General features: G+C 35.7%; 20 protein-coding genes. 19 read left to right on the forward strand and 1 reads right to left on the reverse strand.

The annotated features are described in order from the left end of the window. Positions 1 to 54 precede the first annotated feature (54 nt). The 5 genes from L0669_RS22640 (at position 55) to L0669_RS22660 (ending at position 4,039) form a co-directional block, all read left to right on the forward strand. On the forward strand, positions 55 to 1,470 hold the full coding sequence (locus L0669_RS22640; protein WP_263760096.1) for an MBL fold metallo-hydrolase: 1,416 nt from the start codon (positions 55 to 57) through the stop codon (positions 1,468 to 1,470). Positions 1,471 to 1,589: 119 nt separating this feature from the next. Then, positions 1,590 to 2,153 (forward strand): YeeE/YedE family protein, encoded by a 564-nt coding sequence (locus tag L0669_RS22645; protein WP_263760097.1) that lies wholly within the window; start codon positions 1,590 to 1,592, stop codon positions 2,151 to 2,153. A gap of 10 nt (positions 2,154 to 2,163) precedes the next feature. Further along, positions 2,164 to 2,643, forward strand: coding sequence for a DUF6691 family protein (locus tag L0669_RS22650; protein WP_173969871.1), 480 nt, complete (start codon positions 2,164 to 2,166; stop codon positions 2,641 to 2,643). 17 nt (positions 2,644 to 2,660) lie between these two features. Next, positions 2,661 to 3,182 carry a GNAT family N-acetyltransferase gene (locus tag L0669_RS22655; protein WP_263760098.1) on the forward strand — a complete coding sequence of 174 codons (522 nt, stop codon included), beginning with the start codon at positions 2,661 to 2,663 and terminating at the stop codon, positions 3,180 to 3,182. Positions 3,183 to 3,265: 83 nt separating this feature from the next. After that, on the forward strand, positions 3,266 to 4,039 hold the full coding sequence (locus tag L0669_RS22660; RefSeq protein ID WP_263760099.1) for an alpha/beta hydrolase family protein: 774 nt from the start codon (positions 3,266 to 3,268) through the stop codon (positions 4,037 to 4,039). Between the two features lie 240 nt (positions 4,040 to 4,279). On the opposite strand, the gene L0669_RS22665 is transcribed toward L0669_RS22660, so the two are convergent. Next, positions 4,280 to 5,050 carry a DeoR/GlpR family DNA-binding transcription regulator gene (locus L0669_RS22665; RefSeq protein ID WP_173969874.1) on the reverse strand — a complete coding sequence of 257 codons (771 nt, stop codon included), beginning with the start codon at positions 5,048 to 5,050 and terminating at the stop codon, positions 4,280 to 4,282. A 155-nt stretch (positions 5,051 to 5,205) separates the two neighbouring features. Between L0669_RS22665 and L0669_RS22670 the strand changes: the two genes are divergently transcribed. From L0669_RS22670 to trpC, 14 genes are all read left to right on the forward strand, one after another. Next, on the forward strand, positions 5,206 to 6,783 hold the full coding sequence (locus tag L0669_RS22670; RefSeq protein WP_263760100.1) for a glycerol-3-phosphate dehydrogenase/oxidase: 1,578 nt from the start codon (positions 5,206 to 5,208) through the stop codon (positions 6,781 to 6,783). Between the two features lie 53 nt (positions 6,784 to 6,836). Next, positions 6,837 to 8,333: a glycerol kinase GlpK gene (gene glpK, locus L0669_RS22675; protein ID WP_263760102.1), complete on the forward strand. Its 1,497-nt coding sequence runs from the start codon at positions 6,837 to 6,839 to the stop codon at positions 8,331 to 8,333. Between the two features lie 15 nt (positions 8,334 to 8,348). Next, positions 8,349 to 9,080 (forward strand): MIP/aquaporin family protein, encoded by a 732-nt coding sequence (locus L0669_RS22680; RefSeq protein WP_263760104.1) that lies wholly within the window; start codon positions 8,349 to 8,351, stop codon positions 9,078 to 9,080. Between the two features lie 50 nt (positions 9,081 to 9,130). After that, positions 9,131 to 9,877: a hypothetical protein gene (locus L0669_RS22685; protein WP_263760106.1), complete on the forward strand. Its 747-nt coding sequence runs from the start codon at positions 9,131 to 9,133 to the stop codon at positions 9,875 to 9,877. Positions 9,878 to 10,358: 481 nt separating this feature from the next. Then, on the forward strand, positions 10,359 to 10,820 hold the full coding sequence (locus L0669_RS22690) for a MarR family winged helix-turn-helix transcriptional regulator (protein ID WP_068844590.1): 462 nt from the start codon (positions 10,359 to 10,361) through the stop codon (positions 10,818 to 10,820). Positions 10,821 to 10,824: 4 nt separating this feature from the next. Next, complete coding sequence (locus L0669_RS22695; protein ID WP_263760107.1) at positions 10,825 to 11,457, forward strand: NAD(P)H-dependent oxidoreductase; 633 nt, start codon at positions 10,825 to 10,827, stop codon at positions 11,455 to 11,457. A gap of 31 nt (positions 11,458 to 11,488) precedes the next feature. Next, positions 11,489 to 12,055: a YceI family protein gene (locus L0669_RS22700; RefSeq protein ID WP_173969880.1), complete on the forward strand. Its 567-nt coding sequence runs from the start codon at positions 11,489 to 11,491 to the stop codon at positions 12,053 to 12,055. Positions 12,056 to 12,265: 210 nt separating this feature from the next. After that, positions 12,266 to 13,546, forward strand: coding sequence for a hypothetical protein (locus L0669_RS22705; RefSeq protein ID WP_263760109.1), 1,281 nt, complete (start codon positions 12,266 to 12,268; stop codon positions 13,544 to 13,546). A gap of 299 nt (positions 13,547 to 13,845) precedes the next feature. After that, positions 13,846 to 15,246, forward strand: a complete 1,401-nt coding sequence (locus tag L0669_RS22710; protein ID WP_263760112.1) for an anthranilate synthase component I family protein — start codon at positions 13,846 to 13,848, stop codon at positions 15,244 to 15,246. A gap of 206 nt (positions 15,247 to 15,452) precedes the next feature. Continuing rightward, positions 15,453 to 15,896, forward strand: coding sequence for a hypothetical protein (locus L0669_RS22715; RefSeq protein WP_263760114.1), 444 nt, complete (start codon positions 15,453 to 15,455; stop codon positions 15,894 to 15,896). A gap of 85 nt (positions 15,897 to 15,981) precedes the next feature. Beyond that, positions 15,982 to 16,548, forward strand: a complete 567-nt coding sequence (locus L0669_RS22720; RefSeq protein WP_263760115.1) for an anthranilate synthase component II — start codon at positions 15,982 to 15,984, stop codon at positions 16,546 to 16,548. Positions 16,549 to 16,635: 87 nt separating this feature from the next. After that, a complete protein-coding gene (locus L0669_RS22725; RefSeq protein WP_263760117.1) occupies positions 16,636 to 17,040 on the forward strand; it encodes a GNAT family N-acetyltransferase in 405 nt (134 codons plus the stop codon). 88 nt (positions 17,041 to 17,128) lie between these two features. Then, positions 17,129 to 18,121, forward strand: a complete 993-nt coding sequence (gene trpD, locus L0669_RS22730) for an anthranilate phosphoribosyltransferase (RefSeq protein ID WP_263760119.1) — start codon at positions 17,129 to 17,131, stop codon at positions 18,119 to 18,121. A gap of 49 nt (positions 18,122 to 18,170) precedes the next feature. Then, on the forward strand, positions 18,171 to 18,950 hold the full coding sequence (gene trpC, locus L0669_RS22735; protein WP_263760121.1) for an indole-3-glycerol phosphate synthase TrpC: 780 nt from the start codon (positions 18,171 to 18,173) through the stop codon (positions 18,948 to 18,950). Positions 18,951 to 19,017: the final 67 nt, after the last annotated feature.

Raw genomic sequence — 19,017 nt, forward strand, 5'->3', positions numbered from 1 at the left:
TTTTAAGCAAAAAGTAGGTTACCTTTGTATTCCCATATTTTTAGAACACGTATCATGAAAATAGAACAAATTTACACCGGATGCCTTGCGCAAGGTGCTTACTATATTACTTCAAACGGAGAAGCTGCAATTATTGACCCTCTAAGAGAAATTCAACCTTATTTAGATCGTTTAGAACGTGATCAGGTGAAACTGAAATACATTTTCGAAACGCATTTTCACGCTGATTTTGTTTCCGGACATGTCGATTTAAGCAAAGAAACTCAGGCGCCAATTGTTTACGGGCCAAATGCGACTTGCGAATTCGATTGTATTTCTGCCAAAGACGGACAAGAATTCAAAGTAGGAAACATTACGATCAAAGCGTTGCATACTCCCGGACATACCATGGAAAGCACGACTTATTTACTGATTGACGAAAACGGAAAAGATCACGCGATTTTCTCCGGAGATACTTTGTTTATTGGTGATGTCGGTCGTCCGGATTTAGCTCAAAAAGCAGCCGGAATGACACAAGATCAATTGGCTGGAATTTTATACCATTCGTTAAGAGATAAAATCATGACTTTGGCTGATGACGTAATCGTTTATCCGGCGCATGGTGCAGGAAGCGCTTGCGGAAAAAACATGAGCAAAGAAACCGTTTCGACTATTGGCAATCAAAAGGCAACCAATTATGCTTTGCGTGCTAATATGACCGAAGCTGAATTTATCGAAGAAGTTACAGACGGATTATTACCTCCGCCAGCTTATTTCAGTATGAATGTAGCGATGAACAAACAAGGTTACGAAAGCTTTGAATCGGTTTTACACAACGGAATGAAAGCTATTGATGTAAAAGAATTTGAGGCTGTAGCCGAAGAAACCGGAGCATTAATTTTAGACACCAGAAAAAGCGCCGATTTCCATAAAGGATTTATTCCACAATCTATTAATATCGGAATCAATGGTGATTTTGCGCCGTGGGTTGGAACTTTAATTGCCAATGTAAAACAACCTATTATATTAGTGACCGAAGTTGGTCTTGAAGAAGAAACCGTAACGCGTCTAAGCCGCGTAGGTTTCGACTCGATCATCGGGCATTTAGACGGTGGTTTTGAAGCCTGGGAAAACGCAGGATTTGAAGTTGATACCGTGAACAGAATTTCGGCTGAACAATTTGCCAGTCAATTTAAAATTGAAGAAGACAAAGTAATCGACATTCGTAAAGAAACCGAATACAGCGCAGAACATATTGATGATGCTTACAACAAACCGTTGGCTTTTATCAACGACTGGGTAAAAGACATTAACCCAAACGAGCATTTTTATTTGCATTGTGCCGGAGGATATCGCAGTATGATCGCCGCTTCGATTTTACAAGCTCGCGGTTTTAGAAACTTCACCGAAATCGAAGGTGGTTTTGGAGCAATCGCAAAAACGAATATCCCAAAATCAGATTTTGTTTGTCAAAGTAAAGTATTGAAATAAATAAAGGTACTGAGTTACTAAGGTTCTGAGGTTCTAAGATTTTTAGCCTTAAACTTAAAACCACAAAGGAAGAAACCTTAGTAACTTAGAATCTTAGTACCTTAGAACCTAAAAAAAATATGCTAGAAATCATCAAAGAACCTTGGCCTTGGTATGTTGCAGGTCCGTTAATTGGATTAACAGTTCCTGTTTTATTAATTATCGGAAACAAATCTTTCGGGATTAGTTCTTCGCTTCGTCATATTTGCGCGGCTTGTATTCCGGCGAATATTTCATTTTTCAAATACGATTGGAAAAAAGAAAGCTGGAACCTATTCTTCGTTTTCGGAATTTTCCTTGGTGGAGTCATTGCGGCTTATTTCCTGGCAAATCCAAATCCGGTTGAAATCACTCCACAACTTTCTGAACAATTAGCAACTTACGGAATCACCGATCATTCGGGTTTATTACCAAAAGAACTTTTCTCTTGGGAAAGCCTTTTCACAATCCGTGGTTTTATCATGATTGTAGTAGGAGGATTTTTAGTAGGTTTCGGAACGCGTTATGCCGGCGGTTGTACAAGCGGACACGCTATTATGGGAATTTCAAACTTACAATGGCCTTCATTAGTGGCTACCATCTGTTTTATGATTGGTGGTTTTATCATGGCAAATTTGATCTTACCTTATATTCTTTCACTTTAAAATTTCAAAAATGAATAATTTAGAAAATAAAAATACAGACACTGAAGGAATCAACGGAAGTCAAATTAAAGATTCAGGATTGTCAAACTTAAAATATCTTGTCGTTGGAATCTTTTTCGGGATTGTATTCGTAAAAGCCGAAATTATCAGCTGGTTTCGTATTCAGGAAATGTTTCAATTACAATCCTTTTTCATGTACGGAGTAATTGGCAGCGCAGTTGCAGTGGGACTTATATCTGTTCAAATCATTAAAAAATTCAATATTAAAACCCTGCAAGGCGAAAAAATCGAAATTCAGCCTAAAGTATTCAGCAAAGGACAAATCTATGGCGGATTATTATTCGGCTTTGGTTGGGCAATTACCGGAGCATGTCCAGGACCACTTTACGCTCAAATTGGTACCGGAGTTACTGTAATTGTGGTTACTTTAATAAGTGCCATTTTAGGAACCTGGTTTTACGGTTTAATCAAAGACAAACTTCCTCATTAAGATTTAAAATATAAAAAATGAGCAACGCAACAGAACAACTACTATTAAGAAAAGCAACTATTATAGACTTGCCGGTTATCTGGACCATCATACAAGATGCCATCGAACAAAGACGTCAGGAAGGAAGTTCGCAATGGCAAGACGGTTATCCTAACGAACTTAGCATTACCAACGATATAAATAATGGTTACGGATATGTACTTACAGAAAACGAAACCATTTTGTCTTATTCTGCGATTATATTCGACAAAGAACCCGCTTACGAAGACATAGAAGGCGAATGGCTTACTAATGGAGATTATGGCGTTGTACATCGTGTAGCCGTATCAAAATTGGCAAAAGGAAAAGGCATTGCAACAAAGCTTTTTAAAAACATAGAAGGTTTATGCCTCGAAAAAAATATTCATAGCATAAAAGTAGACACCAACTTCGACAATGTGCCTATGCTTAAAATTTTAGAAAAATTAGAGTATACCTATTGTGGCGAAGTATATTTTAGAGGAGCAGCCCGAAAAGCTTTCGAAAAAAAGCTAGCTTAAAAATATACAATCTCATCATTACAAATCAAACCCGGCAGAATTCAAAAAACTGTCGGGTTTCTTATTAAAGCGTATCAAAAAAAATGAACAAAATATATTTTCAGATTTTATTATCCTTATTTTTAATAAGTTGCTCCAATACTAAAAAATCAACAGTTCAGACATCAAATAAAACCTATGCTGTTCAGCTTGATAGTTTAGAGTTATTTGATAAATCCAGAAACCGCAAAATTCCAGTCGCACTTTATCATCCAAAATCTGATACGAAAATAAACAACCAGCAAGTAATAATCTTCAGCCACGGATACGGAGAAAATAAAGGCGGAGACAATAAAATCTATTCTTACTTAACAGAACATTTAGCATCGCAGGGATATTTCGTTATCAGCATTCAGCACGAATTACCTACAGATGATCTTTTGCCAATGGAAGGAGAATTAAAAGTTACAAGAAGACCAAATTGGGAACGAGGTACACAAAACATTCTTTATGTTTTAAACGAATTCAAAACAATCAAACCCCAATTAGATTTCAAGCACCTAACACTAATTGGCCATTCGAACGGCGGAGACATGACAGCCTTATTCGCTACCAAATATCCCAAACTGGTTTACAAAATAATCACAATGGATAATCGAAGAATGCCTCTTCCAAGAGTTAAGCATCCTAAAATATATACGTTGCGCTCTAAAAACTATGCTGCAGACGAAGGCGTATTACCCACCGACCAAGAACAAAAGAAATACGGAATGACGGTTCAGTTCACCCCAATCAACCACAGCGACATGGATAATGACGCAACAACCGAAGAACGAAAAATAATATTTACCCACATCGAAAAATACTTAAGTAAATAATAATTTTTCAGCTCCAATTGGAATTTGGAATTTAAAAAATTTGATATTAAAAATCATTAGGGCGTGCCACCATCCCGATAAGAGGGCAAATAAACTTTACGCTTATACGCCCTCTTATCGGCATGCTGTCGGGCTATCCACGCTACTCCGGTAGCTAGCTCCTATCCCTCACGCGCGCAAACGAAAGAACTTATTTCAAAAAAACTAGAAGTTTCGTTTTTTCGAATCTTTCTAAAAATACTATTTTGAGGCAATTATAACCTCTACTCCTATTTCTTCTAGTTTCGTTTTGGTTTCGATATCGATACCATCATCCGTAATCAAAACATCGATTTTATCCAGATTACAAATTTTACCAAAACCTCTAACATTCATTTTTGTAGAATCTACCAGTACAATCACCTTTTCTGCCAGCGAAATCATTACCTGATTCAGATGCGCTTCAGAAGCATTCGAAGTACTTAAACCAAAATCTAAGTGAAGTCCGTCTGCCCCTAAAAACAACTTATTACAAGAAAATTCTTTTAATATCGCCTCAGAAATTGGCCCAATTACAGAATTTGAACTCTTCCGAACATCACCACCCAGCTGTATCGTATCAACATTTGTTTCCTTACTCAATTCTAAAGACACCTTTAAAGAAGGCGTAATCACGGTTAGTTTTTGAAATCCTGAAATAATTTGCGACAAATAATGAACATTAGATCCTGAACCTAATATGATGTAATCAAAATTATTAATATACTTTAAAGCCTCTTTTGCAATTTGCTTTTTTTGCTCTACCTGAAGTCCTTCTTTATCACTTAAATCTCTTTCGAAAGCGTAAATAGGCTGTTTACTTGCACCACCATGAGTACGGTGCAGCAAGTTTTCATTTTCTAAAAAATTCAAATCCTTTCGTATTGTTACGGTTGAAACATTCAGAATTTCGCATAAATCAGCCACATTTACGTATCCGCTTTTATCCAGTTCTTTAAGTATCTCCTCTTGCCTTTTGTTTATAATAACCATAATAGCCTGATAATATTAAGATTTTTGAAGGTATAAATGTACGATAAAAAAATAATTCAAAAAAAACCTTATTTTATTACTTTAGTTTCGTTTAGTTTCGTTAATTTTGCTTTAAAGAAATAAAAAACAGAAAAAGAAACAAAAACAAACACTATATGAAACGTTCAGAACAGTTATCGAAACTAAAAAGCACTGAAAAGTGGGATGTGATTGTAATAGGTGGTGGAGCAAGCGGACTTGGAACTGCTCTTGATGCTGCAAGCAGAGGTTACAAAACAGTCCTGGTTGAAGCAGTAGATTTTGCTAAAGGAACTTCAAGCCGAAGCACAAAATTAGTTCATGGTGGCGTACGTTACCTGGAGCAAGGAGATGTGCATTTGGTAAAAGAAGCCTTAAAAGAAAGAGGATTGATGGCAAAAAATGCCGGACATTTAGTTAAAAATCAATCTTTTGTTATTCCTAACTACAATTGGTGGGGTGGTTATTTTTACACCATTGGTTTAACCATTTACGATTTACTGGCCGGACGTTTAAGTTTAGGACGATCAAAATATATTTCGAAAAGAAAAACAATCGAAATGCTTCCTAATGTGCAGGAAAAAGGCTTAACAAGCGGTGTTATTTATCACGACGGACAATTTGATGATTCACGTCTTGCCATAAATATAGCTCAGACTGCTGCCGAAAAAGGTGCCTGTATTGTAAACTACTGTAAAGTTGTAAACTTATTAAAAGACGACAACAATCAGGTTATTGGTGTTCAGGTATTAGATCAGGAAACAGGAGACAAATATGATTTAAAAGGATCTGCGATTATTAATGCAACGGGAGTTTTTACCAATGCTATAATGAAACTAAACGATACCGTTTACAAAAAATACATCGTACCAAGTCAGGGAATTCACTTAGTTTTCGATAAATCATTTTTACCGGGAGATCATGCTTTAATGATTCCTAAAACAAGTGACGGTAGAGTTTTATTTGCCGTGCCTTGGCATAACCGAATTGTAGTAGGAACAACTGATACTTTAATTAAAAAACAAAGTTTAGAACCAATCGCTCTTGAAAGCGAAATTGAATTTGTACTCGAAACAGCACAACGCTTTTTAGCAAAAAAACCAACCAGAGCAGATGTTTTATCTGTTTACGCTGGTTTACGTCCTTTGGCAGCACCAAAAGAAGAAGGAAAAAGCACCAAAGAAGTTTCAAGAAGCCATAAAATCATCGTTTCGGATACGGGTTTAATCACCATTACAGGTGGAAAATGGACTACTTACAGAAAAATTGCCGAAGACATTATAGACAAAGCAATTAAAACACGTAAAATACCTGCAAAAGGTTGTAATACAGAACATCTTTCTATTCACGGAAATCAGCCTACTACTACTTTAGACAGAGAAAACCACTTATATATTTATGGTTCAGATATTCCTAAAATACGTCAGCTGCAACAAAACGAACCTGAATTAAAAGAAAAAATACATCCTGATCACGAGTTTACAATGGCAGAAGCCGCCTGGGCGGTTCGATACGAAATGGCCAGAACTGTAGATGATATTTTAGCAAGACGTGTTCGTTTATTATTCTTAGACGCCAGAGCTGCAGTTCAGTCTTCTGAAAAAGTAGCAAGATTACTGGCTAAAGAACTCGGACATGATGAAGCGTGGATCGCTCAGGAAATTGCAAATTTTAAAGAGATCTCAAAAGGATTTTTTCTATCAGAATTTCGATAAAATGATGTGAATTTCAACAACAGAACTTTATTAACTTAATTATACTATCAACCATGCAAGAAAAATTAATTTTAGCTCTAGACCAGGGAACCACTTCCTCCAGAGCTATTCTATTCAATCACGAAGGAGAAATTGTAAGCCTCTCACAGAAACCATTTGAGCAAATTTTCCCTAAGCCAGGGTGGGTAGAACACGATCCTAACGAAATCTGGTCTTCTCAGATAAGTACAGCTGCCGAAGTAATCGCAAAAGTGGGAATTTCAGGCCGCGAAGTCGCAGCAATCGGAATCACTAATCAGCGTGAAACTACTATTGTATGGGACAGAGAAACCAGCGAACCTATTTATAACGCCATTGTTTGGCAAGATCGAAGAACAGCAAAATTTTGTGACGAATTAAAAGCACAAGGTCATGCTGATATGATTCAGAAAAAAACGGGATTAATCCTTGATGCTTATTTCTCTGGAACAAAAGTAAAATGGATTCTTGATAATGTTCCCGGAGCACGTGAAAAAGCAGAACAAGGAAAACTTTGCTTTGGAACTGTTGATACGTGGCTTATCTGGAAACTTACCCGTACCAAGTTATTCATGACCGATGTTTCTAATGCGAGCAGAACGTTATTATTCAACATTCATACTTTAGAATGGGATAATGAATTGTTAGAATTATTCGATATCCCGAGAGCAATGCTTCCGGAAGTAAAACAAAGCAGTGAAATTTACGGAGAAACCTGCACTACCCTATTTGCAACAAAAATTCCTATTGCAGGAGTTGCAGGAGATCAGCAAGCTGCCCTTTTTGGTCAATTGTGTACGAGTTCAGGAATGGTAAAAAACACGTACGGAACAGGTTGTTTTATGTTAATGAATACGGGAGAAAAACCAATTCAGTCTACAAATAATTTATTGACTACGATTGCCTGGAAAATCAACGGAAAAACTACTTATGCTTTAGAAGGAAGTGTTTTCGTAGGTGGAGCCGCAGTACAATGGCTAAGAGACGGAGCCAAAATGATTAATTCATCGGAAGAAATTGAAGCGCTTGCCGCTAGTGTTCCTGACAACGGAGGCGTATATTTTGTACCGGCATTAACAGGTTTAGGAGCTCCATACTGGGATCAATATGCCAGAGGTGCGATTGTAGGTATAACAAGAGGAACTACAAATGCTCATATTGCGAGAGCAACTTTAGAAGGAATTGCTTATCAGGTAAATGATTTAGTGAAAGCGATGGAAGCTGATTTTGGTGACAAAGGAAAAGAATTAAGAGTTGACGGAGGTGCTGCTACCAATAATTTATTGATGCAATTTCAATCTGATATTTTTGGTTCTACTGTAACACGACCAAAAACACTTGAAACAACAGCTCTTGGTGCCGCTTATTTGGCTGGACTTGCTGTAGGATATTGGGCAAGCTTAGATGATTTGAAAGAGCAATGGTCTATAGACAAAGTATTTTCGCCAGAAATGGAAGAAAAACAAGTACATACACTTGTAAAAAACTGGGACAAAGCTGTTGGCCGCGCATCAAACTGGATTGAAGAATAACTAAACACAAACGATATGACTCCTTTTATAGCAGAAATTTTAGGCACCATGGTGATGATTTTATTAGGAAATGGCGTTGTGGCAAACGTTAATCTTAAAGGTACAATTGGTAATAATTCAGGTTGGATTGTCGTTACCAGCGCATGGGCATTTGCCGTGTTTGTAGGTGTAACTATTGCAGGGCCCGTTAGCGGTGCACATTTAAACCCTGTAGTTACTCTTGGTTTAGCACTTATAGGAAAATTTAGTTGGGATTTAGTTCCTACCTATATATTAGGTGAAATGATTGGAGCAATGTTGGGTGCATTTTTAGTATGGTTGTCCCATAAAGACCATTTTGCAGCAACAGAAGATGAAGGCGCGAAACTTGCCTGTTTTTCTACAGGACCGGCCATCAAGAATAATTTTTCTAATTTGATAAGCGAAGCAATTGCAACTTTTGTTTTGATATTTTCTATTTTCTACATTGCAGGTCCAAGCTTACAAATTGCAACTGATGCCAACGCAACAATTGGTTTAGGAACTGTAGGTGCACTGCCTGTTGCAATAGTCGTATGGGCAATTGGCCTTTCATTGGGAGGTACTACCGGATATGCTATAAATCCCGCGAGAGATTTAGGACCAAGAATTATACATGCTATTTTACCCATAAAAGGAAGTAGCAACTGGGGATACGCCTGGATCCCGATTGTAGGACCTATAATTGGAGCTTCTTTGGCTGCAGCATTATATCTCAGTCTTAATTAAAAACATCTTCTTTTAATCCATAAATTTTTATGAAAAATCTTTTTCTTTCTATGATAATCTTCATAGGACTAGCTGGCTATGCTCAAGAATCAACGCCGGAAAGTGCGGCTAGTAAAGAACCAAGCCGATTAAATTTTAATGTTACGCTTGCAACAAGTCACCTTTGGAGAGGATTAATTATCAGTCCAAGTATGACGGCTATGGGAGATATTCATTATACCTTCGATAAAAACCGAAACTTTTCGGTTGGTGTTTGGGGCGGTAACAGTTTTGATGGTAAATATACTGAGGTAGATTATTACGTTCAGTACAAACATAAAGGGCTTACAATTGGTCTGTGGGATTTATTCAACACTACAAATGTTGAACATCCGGAAGTTTTTAATTACGATAAAAACACTACGACTCACCTTATTGATTTAAGAACTTCGTATCGTTTTTCGCAGGAATTTCCGTTGCGAATCGAGGCTGATATTATTCTTTATGGAAACGACAAGGAGCTAAACTCTGATGCTAATTATAAAAACAGATATTCAACTTACGTAGAACTAGGATATCCGATTGTAAAAAACGACGAAATAACGCTGGATGCTTATGTAGGAGCAGGATTTTCGCTTGACGGAAAAACGAATCTATATATAAAGGATCCGGATCGTAATTTTGGTATCGTAAATACTGGATTGAAAGCTTCTAAAGATATTTCGATATTTCAATACAAGCTTCCGGTTTTTGCAGGCATAATGTGGAATCCTGCTGAAAAATATACTCGTATGCAGTTAGGAGTTTCATTATTCTAAGACTTAAAGAAATTATTCTATTAAACCCGACACGCTCTTAAAGCCTGTCGGGTTTCTTGTTTACGTGAGCCGCATGAGGGATAGAAGCTAACTGCCGAAGCAGTGTGGATAGCCCGACAGCATCCTGATAAGAGGGCTTATAAGCGCAAAGTAACTTTGCCCTCTTGTCAGGATGGTGGCATGCCCTAATTATAATTTTAGATTTCTGATTTTAGATTTTAGATTCCTGATAGACTGGACAGATTTATTAAAATAGTTATCAAAGCTCTATTTTAGCAAACAACATCGTTATTAAACAATCGTTAAATATTTACTAGACAATATTTTAAGTGAAAAATTGTATTATTTTTATACTAATTATATAGAGTTTATCTAGCTAGTTATTTCGCCTTTTTTGAATTAACAAAAATTTAACATGACATTTGTATATACAACTATTAAAAGATATACATTTGTATATACAAATTATACACTTACGACTATGACAATTGAAGAGGTTATAAAAAGTACAGTTAAGATGGATAATGCGAAAAAAGTTATTCTGAATATCATGTACACGCAAAACGTGATTCAGGATCATTTCAACGAGTTGATAAAACCGTATGATTTATCCGGAGAACAATATAATGTGTTACGTATATTAAGAGGACAAAAAGGAAATCCTGCTAATATGTGTGTAATACAGGAACGTATGCTGGCTAAAACAAGTAATACAACCCGATTGGTAGACAAATTATTACTAAAGGATTTTGTTACAAGAAATGTTTGCCCTGGCAATAGACGTAAAATTGAAGTTCTGATCACACAAAAGGGATTAGATGTTTTGAAAGAATTGGACCCGAAAGTAGATGAACACGAGCGTGCATTTGCCGAGAATATAAGTCCTGAAGAATTAGAATTACTGAATAAATTATTAGAAAAATACAGAACCCAACAAAATTAATATTATGAGCACATTATTAGACAATCTAAATTGGAGATATGCAACAAAGAAGTTTGATGCAACAAAAAAAATATCTTCGGCAGATTTGAATACTTTAAAAGAGGCTGTTAGACTTGCTGCTTCTTCATACGGATTACAACCTTATAAAGTTGTTATCGTAGAAAATCCTGAAATTAGAGAGCAATTAAAAGCTGCTGCTTACGGTCAGACTCAAATTACTGACGCTTCTCAAATTTTTATTTTTGCTAACGACTTAAATGCCGGAGCAGAATCTGTAGATGCTTACATCAAAAATATTAGCGAAACAAGAGGTGTTCCTGCTGATGCTTTGGCCGGATTTGCTGATATGATGAAAGGTACAATTGCTAACTTATCTCAGGATGCTAAAAACATCTGGACAGCAAAACAAACTTATATCGCTTTAGGAACTTTATTGGCTGCTGCTGCTGAATTGAAAATCGACGCAACTCCGATGGAAGGATTTAATACTGCTGCATTCAATGAAATCTTAGGCTTCGATAAATTAGGCTTAAACGCATCAGTTATCGCTACTGTAGGTTACAGACATGGCGAAGACGATACACAACATTACAAAAAAGTTAGAAAATCTCACGAGGAATTATTTATCACTATATAATTATTATTAATCCAAAATCAATTTAAACAACATGAAAAATTTAAAAACAATTGCAATAGCATTATTCGTAGCAGCGGCTAGTATTTCAGTAAATGCTCAAACTAAAAAAATCGACGTAAAAGCATCTACTATCAAATGGGTAGGTAAAAAAGTAACTGGAGAGCACTCTGGAACTGTAAACTTTAAAGATGGAGCCGTAGTTTTTAAAGGAAAAAAATTAACTGGTGGATCTTTCACTGTTGACATGACTTCTTTAACTTCAACTGACTTAACTGGAGAATACCAAGGAAAATTGAATGGTCACTTAAAAGCTGACGATTTCTTTGGAACTGACAAATTCCCAACTGCAAAATTAGTTTTCAAAACTATCGGAGCTAAATCTACTGACGTTTACACTGTAACTGCTGATTTAACTATCAAAGGAATCACTAAACCAGTAACTTTTGACATTACTGTAGCTGGAAACACTGCAACTACTGCTTTCAAAGTTGACAGAACTAAATACGATATCAAATACAACTCTGGTAACTTCTTCCAAAACTTAGGAGATAAAACTATCAATGATGATTTCGAATTAACTGTAGCTTTAAAATTCTAATTTTTAAAGATTCACACACAATTCTTAATATTATAAGAAAAACCCCAATGGTTCAAAACTATTGGGGTTTCTTTTTACATTATTTTCAAAAAGATAACATCCTTAATATTCACATAACACTTTCGTAATAACATCTAAGACTTTGATTAACATTGGGCTTCTAATTTTGGGCTAACTAAAAAAACAACACTAGAAATCAAACTCATAGTTATGAAAGCAAAACTACATATTGCAATTATTACTCTTCTAAGTACTTTATTTTTACAAGCCCAACAACAACCCAAAGGAATTATTGGTAACTCTAACTGGATGAGCAACTGGACCAATTTTAAACCGGCAAATACTGAATATAACGAAGCTACAAATATTATCGCAGGAACTATTGATAAAGACACCAGATTAACCAAACGCAATACGTATCAATTGGTTGGTGTGGTGTATGTTACTAAAAATGCTGTTTTAACGATAGAACCAGGAACTGTTATTCGTGGAGATGACAAAACCTGCGGAACTCTTGTCATCACCAATGGCGCAAAAATCGTTGCCGAAGGTTTAGAAACTGATCCTATTATTTTTACTTCGAATAAAGAAATTGCAGACAGAAAACCTGGAGACTGGGGCGGAATCATTATTTTAGGTAAAGCACCAATAAACACTATTGGCGGTGTACACACTTTACCTTTTGATCTTGAGCCAATGCTTAATCATTATGGAGGTCAGGACGCCGAAGACAACTCTGGAATTTTAAAATATGTAAGAATTGAATATTCTGGAAGAAAACTAAGTGCAGCCAAAGAACTTAACGGACTTTCGCTAGCCGGAGTGGGTAGAAAAACAGTTTTGAGCAATATCCAGATTAGTTATTCAAACGATGATTCGTTCGAATGTTATGGTGGAGATTTAAATATGAACAACCTTGTTTCATACCGAACTACAGATGATGACTTCGATTTTACACAAGGCGCTCAAATCAATATTAGTAATAGTATTGCCATTCGTCACCCGTTTTCATCAGATATTTCAGGATCAAGATGTTTTGAAGTAGATTCATACGATAAAATTCAGAATACTGATATGTCTAAAAAATTAACAAAAATAAACGCGAGTAATATTACTTTGGTTAATTTAGAAGAAAACAACCAGGGACTTGTGAGAGAATCTGTTTATGTAAGAGAAAATACTTTCTTTAATTTAACCAATAGTATTATTTCGGGCTTTACTCCTTTTGCTTTATTAGAAGGAAATATTGGTAATGGTGAGGTTAATTTAGCGAAAATTACTTTCAAAAACTTAATCGTTAACAATTGCAATGGCGGAATTATAAGCGAAGCTGGTGGTGCAAATCCGGCAATCGAAAAATTCTACGGCAATCCTGATTTCCAGATAAACTATACAAAAATCAAAAACAGCGAATTGTTTACGACGCCTAACATCAAAGGAAATCCGGATTTTAGAATGAACCAAAACAATACAATTGCAATTGGAAATTAGATATTTAAAGTAATTGAGAAGAATGAAATTTAACAAATTTTAAAATTTAGAAAAGATTTTTTTTAAATTTTATGTATTCTAATCCAAATTACATTTATATCTTTGTCACATCAAAATAAAGAAATGAAAACATTAATGAACAATACTTGGTGGTGGAAGAATTTACGTCAAACGTCGTGAACGAAGCTTCCTATGGTACTGTAAAAACTATAAATATAAAGGGCTTGTCATCACGACAAGCCCTTTTTTTTTGATCAAAACTTAACTGAAAAATATTAAAAACTAAAAAACAACATACTTTGAAACCTTTTATACTCAACACACATTACAAACAAATTCTGGCAGACACGATTACGCCGGTAAGTATTTATTTTAAAATAAGAGATAAATTTCCAAATAGTTTACTATTAGAAAGTAGTGATTACCACGGAAATGACAATAGTTTCTCTTACATCTGCTGCAACCCAATTGCAACAATTAAAATCGAAAACGAAACGATTTCAAAAACTTTTCCTGACGGAACTACAGAACAAATTTCAATTGACTCTTCAACTAATATTCCGGAAGTAATTCAGGAATTTTCAAGTCAGTTTCAATCAGAAAAAAATGATTTTAAATTTATCAATAACGGATTATTCGGATACATTTCTTACGATGCCGTTCGTTATTTCGAGAAAGTATCAATCGCTAAAAAAGATACTGCCACTTTAATTCCGGATGTGTTTTATGCGGTTTACCAAAACATCATCGCCATCAATCACTTCAAAAACGAAGCTTACATTTTCTGCCACAGCGTAGACGGAAAAAATAATATTGCCGAGATTGAACAATTATTACAATCCAGAAATATTGCTTCATACAAATTCACTAAAGAAGGTGAAGGATTCTCTAACTTAACCGATGATGAATTCAAGCATAATGTGGCTTTAGCCAAAAAACACTGTTTCCGCGGAGACGTTTTTCAATTGGTTTTATCACGTCGTTTTACACAAGGTTTTAAAGGAGATGAATTCAACGTTTACCGTGCTTTAAGAAGCATTAATCCTTCTCCGTATTTATTCTTTTTTGATTATGGAGATTTCAAAATATTTGGGTCTTCGCCCGAAGCTCAAATTATCGTAAAAAACAGAAAAGCTGAAATTCACCCTATTGCAGGAACTTTTAAAAGAACCGGAAATGACGAACGCGATGCACTTTTAGCCAAAGAACTTTCTGAAGATAAAAAAGAAAATAGCGAGCACGTTATGTTAGTCGACTTGGCCAGAAACGATTTAAGCAGAAACGGACATGATGTGAATGTAGAAAAATACAGAGAAGTTCAGTTTTTCTCGCACGTAATTCACTTAGTTTCTAAAGTTACAGGTCATTTACATGAAAAAGCAACTACGATGCAAGTTGTAGCAGATACTTTTCCGGCAGGAACTTTAAGCGGAGCACCAAAACACAGAGCAATGCAATTGATTGAAGATTACGAAAAAACAAATCGTAATTTCTATGGAGGAGCAATCGGTTTCATGGATTTCGAAGGAAACTTTAACCACGCGATTATGATTCGAACTTTCCTAAGTAAAAATCATCAATTACATTGTCAGGCCGGAGCCGGAATCGTAGCAAGTTCTGACGAAGAAAGCGAAATGCAGGAAGTTTATAACAAATTAAGAGCATTGAATACAGCGCTTGAAATGGCGGAGAAGATTTAGTATTCAGTCGCTCCCGATAGCTATCGGGATCAGTCGCAGTCGCAGGGACATAGAATGAGAAGCAATATGTCTCCCGAGGTTAAACCTCGGGCAATGTTTGAAAAGCAAACGTAAAAACAATCTATATAAACATAGCCGACGGTTTCAACCGTCGGGACAAAGATTAGCAAGACCATAAAAAATTAAAAACCACAAAACCATAAATCATGAAAAAAGCAATTTCAATTTTAGTTTTAATCATTACTATCACCTCTTGTAATTCGGAAAAAAAGGAAATTCCGTTAGCTGGAACCTGGCGTCTGATATCAGCAGAAACCACTGAAAAAGATTCAACGTTCTCGACTTTCAATCCAAAAACAAAAATGATTAAGATTATAAATGATAGTCATTTCGCTTTTTTCAATCATGATTTAAATAACGGAAAAGATTCAACAAATGCAGTATTCTTTGGCGGAGGCGGAAAATATACTTTAAAGGATAGTACATACACAGAGAATTTAGAGTTTTTCAATAACAGACAATGGGAAAACAACAAATTTGAGTTTACAGTAAAAATTAAAAATGATACACTGATTCAAAAAGGAATCGAGAAAATAGAAAAATTAGGCGTTGATCGTGTTATAGTCGAAAAATACGTTCGAGAAAAATAGAAATTTAGTTGTCAGTCTCAGTATTCAGTCACAGTTTAAAAAACTTAGAATCTTAGGCCCTTAGCAACTTAGAACCTTAAGAAAAATGAAAAAAATATTAGTTATAGACAATTACGATAGTTTCACTTATAATTTAGTGCACTATCTGGAAGATTTAAACTGCGAAGTTACCGTTTACAGAAACGACGAATTTGATATTGATGAAATCGCTTCTTTCGAGAAAATATTACTTTCTCCAGGACCAGGAATTCCTGATGAAGCTGGTTTATTAAAAGCGGTAATCACAAAATATGCTCCAACAAAAAGCATCTTAGGAGTTTGTTTAGGACAACAAGCAATTGGAGAAGTTTTTGGAGGAACACTTTCTAACCTCGACAAAGTATATCACGGCGTTGCAACGAATGTAAAAACAGTAGTTTCTGATGAAATTTTGTTTGAAGGTTTAGGAAACGAATTTGAAGTTGGAAGATACCATTCATGGGTTGTAGATGCTAATTTGCCGGATGTTCTTGAAGCAACTTCAGTCGACGAAAACGGACAAATTATGTCGTTAAGACACAAAATTTTTGATGTAAGAGGTGTTCAGTTTCACCCAGAAAGTGTTTTAACACCAAACGGAAAAAGAATTTTAGAGAATTGGATAAAGAGCTAGTTTATAGTCTCAGTATTCAGTCTCAGTCACAGTTTACAAAAAACCCTTAGAACCCTAGAATTTTAGCAACTTAGAGCCTTAAAAAAAATGATAACTATTTCAGAAACTAAAGAAATCAATATCGAAGACGTTTTGATATTATACAAAGCAAACGAATGGAGTTCAGCTAATAAACCAAACGAATTGTATAGCGGTCTTTTAAATTCAGAAACTTTAATCACGGCTTGGGAAGATCAAAAATTGGTTGGACTTGGGAATGCAATTTCTGATGGATTCTTAACGGTTTATTATCCGCATTTATTAGTACTTCCGGAATATCAGGGAAAAGGAATTGGAAAATTGATCCTCGATAAAATGCAGGAGAAATACAGTCATTTTCATATGCAAATGCTAACCGCCGATGAAAAATCTGTTGATTTCTACAAGAAAAACGGATTTGAACGCGCAGGAAAAACAGAACCCATGTGGATTTATCAGGGAAATGAACATTGAAAAAGTAAACAGTCGTAGTCACAGTTTTTAGTCTCAGTTACAGTTCTTAGTAACTCAGAACCTTAGCAACTTAGAACCTTAAAAAAAAATGAAAAATATATTAAATAAATTAATCAATCACGAAGTACTTTCAAAAGAAGAAGCTAAAAACGTCTTGATTAATATCTCAAGTGGTCAATACAATCCGAGTCAGATTTCGGCATTTTTGACTGTTTTTATGATGCGAAGCATTACCATTGATGAACTTTCCGGATTTCGTGAAGCTTTATTAGAATTATGCGTTCGCGTTGATTTATCAGCTTACAATACAATTGATTTATGCGGAACTGGTGGTGACGGAAAAGACACTTTTAATATCTCGACTTTGGCATCGTTTATTTCAGCCGGAGCAGGAATAAAAGTGGCCAAACACGGAAATTACGGTGTTTCCTCAATCTCAGGATCGAGTAACGTAATGGAAAAAATGGGAATCAAATTCAGTAATGACGCTGCGTTTTTAGAAAATTGTATTGATAAAGCCGGAATTTGCGTTTTGCACGCTCCCCTATTTCACCCGGCGATGAAAAACGTCGGACCAATCCGTAAAGAATTAGCTGTAAAAACCTTCTTTAATATGTTGGGACCAATGGTAAATCCGTCGTTTCCACAAAATCAATTGGTTGGTGTTTTCAATCTAGAATTGGCGAGAATGTATGCTTATTTATACCAAAATACAGATATCAATTTCACGATTTTACATTCGCTTGACGGATATGACGAAATCTCCTTAACAGGCCCGACAAAAACGATAACATCGCACATGGAAGGAATGTTGAAGCCGGAAGATTTTGGTGTTAGACTTTTATCTCAAAGCGAAATCGAAGGCGGAAAAACCATCGAAGAATCGGCTGATATGTTTATTAACATTCTATCCGGAAAAGGAACTGAAGCACAGAATAATGTGGTTTGTGCCAATGCTGCAATGGCAATTGCAACGGTTACAAAATGTTCTCCGCTGGAAGGATTTGAATTAGCAAAAGAAAGTCTATTCTCCGGAAAAGGACATCAAGCACTCAAAAAACTACAAGAGTTATCTCTTTAAAATTAAAAACTTAGTACCTCAGTATCTTAGAAACTTAGCACCTTAAAAAATGAATATCCTCGATAAAATAATATTTGATAAACAAAGAGAAGTCGTTCTTAAAAAATCGATCATTCCGGTTTCGCAATTGGAAAGTTCTGTATTTTTTGAAAGAGAAACGATTTCTTTGAGCCAAAAACTAAGAACAAGCTCCACCGGAATTATTGCCGAACACAAACGTCGTTCACCTTCAAAATCAGTCATCAATCATAGTTTTACGGTTGAAGAAGTAGTTAAAGGTTACGAAAATGCCGGAGCTTGCGGAATTTCTGTTTTAACCGACGGTAAATATTTTGGCGGTTCTCTAGACGATTTACTTTTGGCAAGAGCTTCAGTAAATATTCCGCTTTTGCGAAAAGAATTTATTGTCGATGAATATCAGATTCTTGAAGCCAAAGCTTTTGGAGCCGATTTGATTCTGTTAATCGCAGCAGTTTTAACCCGAGAAGAAATCAAATCATTATCTGAATTTGCAAAGAAATTAGGCTTAGAAGTTCTACTTGAAGTTCACAATCAGGAAGAACTAGAAAAATCGATTATGCCAACTCTAGACATGATTGGTGTAAACAACAGAAACCTAAAAACATTCGAAGTAAGTTTAGATTTCAGCAAACAATTGGCATCGCAAATTCCGGACGATTTCGTAAAAGTATCCGAAAGCGGAATTTCATCCATCGAAGCCATTTCAGAACTTAGACCTTACGGTTACAGCGGTTTCTTAATTGGAGAAAACTTCATGAAAACCGACAACGCCGGAAAAGCAGCAACAGAATTTATAAGCAAGCTATAATTAAGTTTGCCACGAATTACACAAATTAGCACGAATTGAATTAGCGAAAATTCGTGAATTGCTTCGC

Source organism: Flavobacterium bizetiae (assembly GCF_024271895.1).
Taxonomy (GTDB): domain Bacteria; phylum Bacteroidota; class Bacteroidia; order Flavobacteriales; family Flavobacteriaceae; genus Flavobacterium; species Flavobacterium bizetiae.

Coding starts and splice junctions, on each gene's coding strand:
- L0669_RS22655 (WP_263760098.1), top strand. CDS start 2,661: ATGAGCAACGCAACAGAACAACTACTATTAAGAAAAGCAACTATTATA.
- L0669_RS22695 (WP_263760107.1), top strand. CDS start 10,825: ATGAGCACATTATTAGACAATCTAAATTGGAGATATGCAACAAAGAAG.
- L0669_RS22660 (WP_263760099.1), top strand. CDS start 3,266: ATGAACAAAATATATTTTCAGATTTTATTATCCTTATTTTTAATAAGT.
- L0669_RS22650 (WP_173969871.1), top strand. CDS start 2,164: ATGAATAATTTAGAAAATAAAAATACAGACACTGAAGGAATCAACGGA.
- L0669_RS22640 (WP_263760096.1), top strand. CDS start 55: ATGAAAATAGAACAAATTTACACCGGATGCCTTGCGCAAGGTGCTTAC.
- L0669_RS22645 (WP_263760097.1), top strand. CDS start 1,590: ATGCTAGAAATCATCAAAGAACCTTGGCCTTGGTATGTTGCAGGTCCG.
- L0669_RS22700 (WP_173969880.1), top strand. CDS start 11,489: ATGAAAAATTTAAAAACAATTGCAATAGCATTATTCGTAGCAGCGGCT.
- L0669_RS22690 (WP_068844590.1), top strand. CDS start 10,359: ATGACAATTGAAGAGGTTATAAAAAGTACAGTTAAGATGGATAATGCG.
- L0669_RS22705 (WP_263760109.1), top strand. CDS start 12,266: ATGAAAGCAAAACTACATATTGCAATTATTACTCTTCTAAGTACTTTA.
- L0669_RS22665 (WP_173969874.1), bottom strand. CDS start 5,050: ATGGTTATTATAAACAAAAGGCAAGAGGAGATACTTAAAGAACTGGAT.
- L0669_RS22725 (WP_263760117.1), top strand. CDS start 16,636: ATGATAACTATTTCAGAAACTAAAGAAATCAATATCGAAGACGTTTTG.
- L0669_RS22715 (WP_263760114.1), top strand. CDS start 15,453: ATGAAAAAAGCAATTTCAATTTTAGTTTTAATCATTACTATCACCTCT.
- trpC (WP_263760121.1), top strand. CDS start 18,171: ATGAATATCCTCGATAAAATAATATTTGATAAACAAAGAGAAGTCGTT.
- L0669_RS22670 (WP_263760100.1), top strand. CDS start 5,206: ATGAAACGTTCAGAACAGTTATCGAAACTAAAAAGCACTGAAAAGTGG.
- L0669_RS22720 (WP_263760115.1), top strand. CDS start 15,982: ATGAAAAAAATATTAGTTATAGACAATTACGATAGTTTCACTTATAAT.
- L0669_RS22680 (WP_263760104.1), top strand. CDS start 8,349: ATGACTCCTTTTATAGCAGAAATTTTAGGCACCATGGTGATGATTTTA.
- L0669_RS22685 (WP_263760106.1), top strand. CDS start 9,131: ATGATAATCTTCATAGGACTAGCTGGCTATGCTCAAGAATCAACGCCG.
- glpK (WP_263760102.1), top strand. CDS start 6,837: ATGCAAGAAAAATTAATTTTAGCTCTAGACCAGGGAACCACTTCCTCC.
- trpD (WP_263760119.1), top strand. CDS start 17,129: ATGAAAAATATATTAAATAAATTAATCAATCACGAAGTACTTTCAAAA.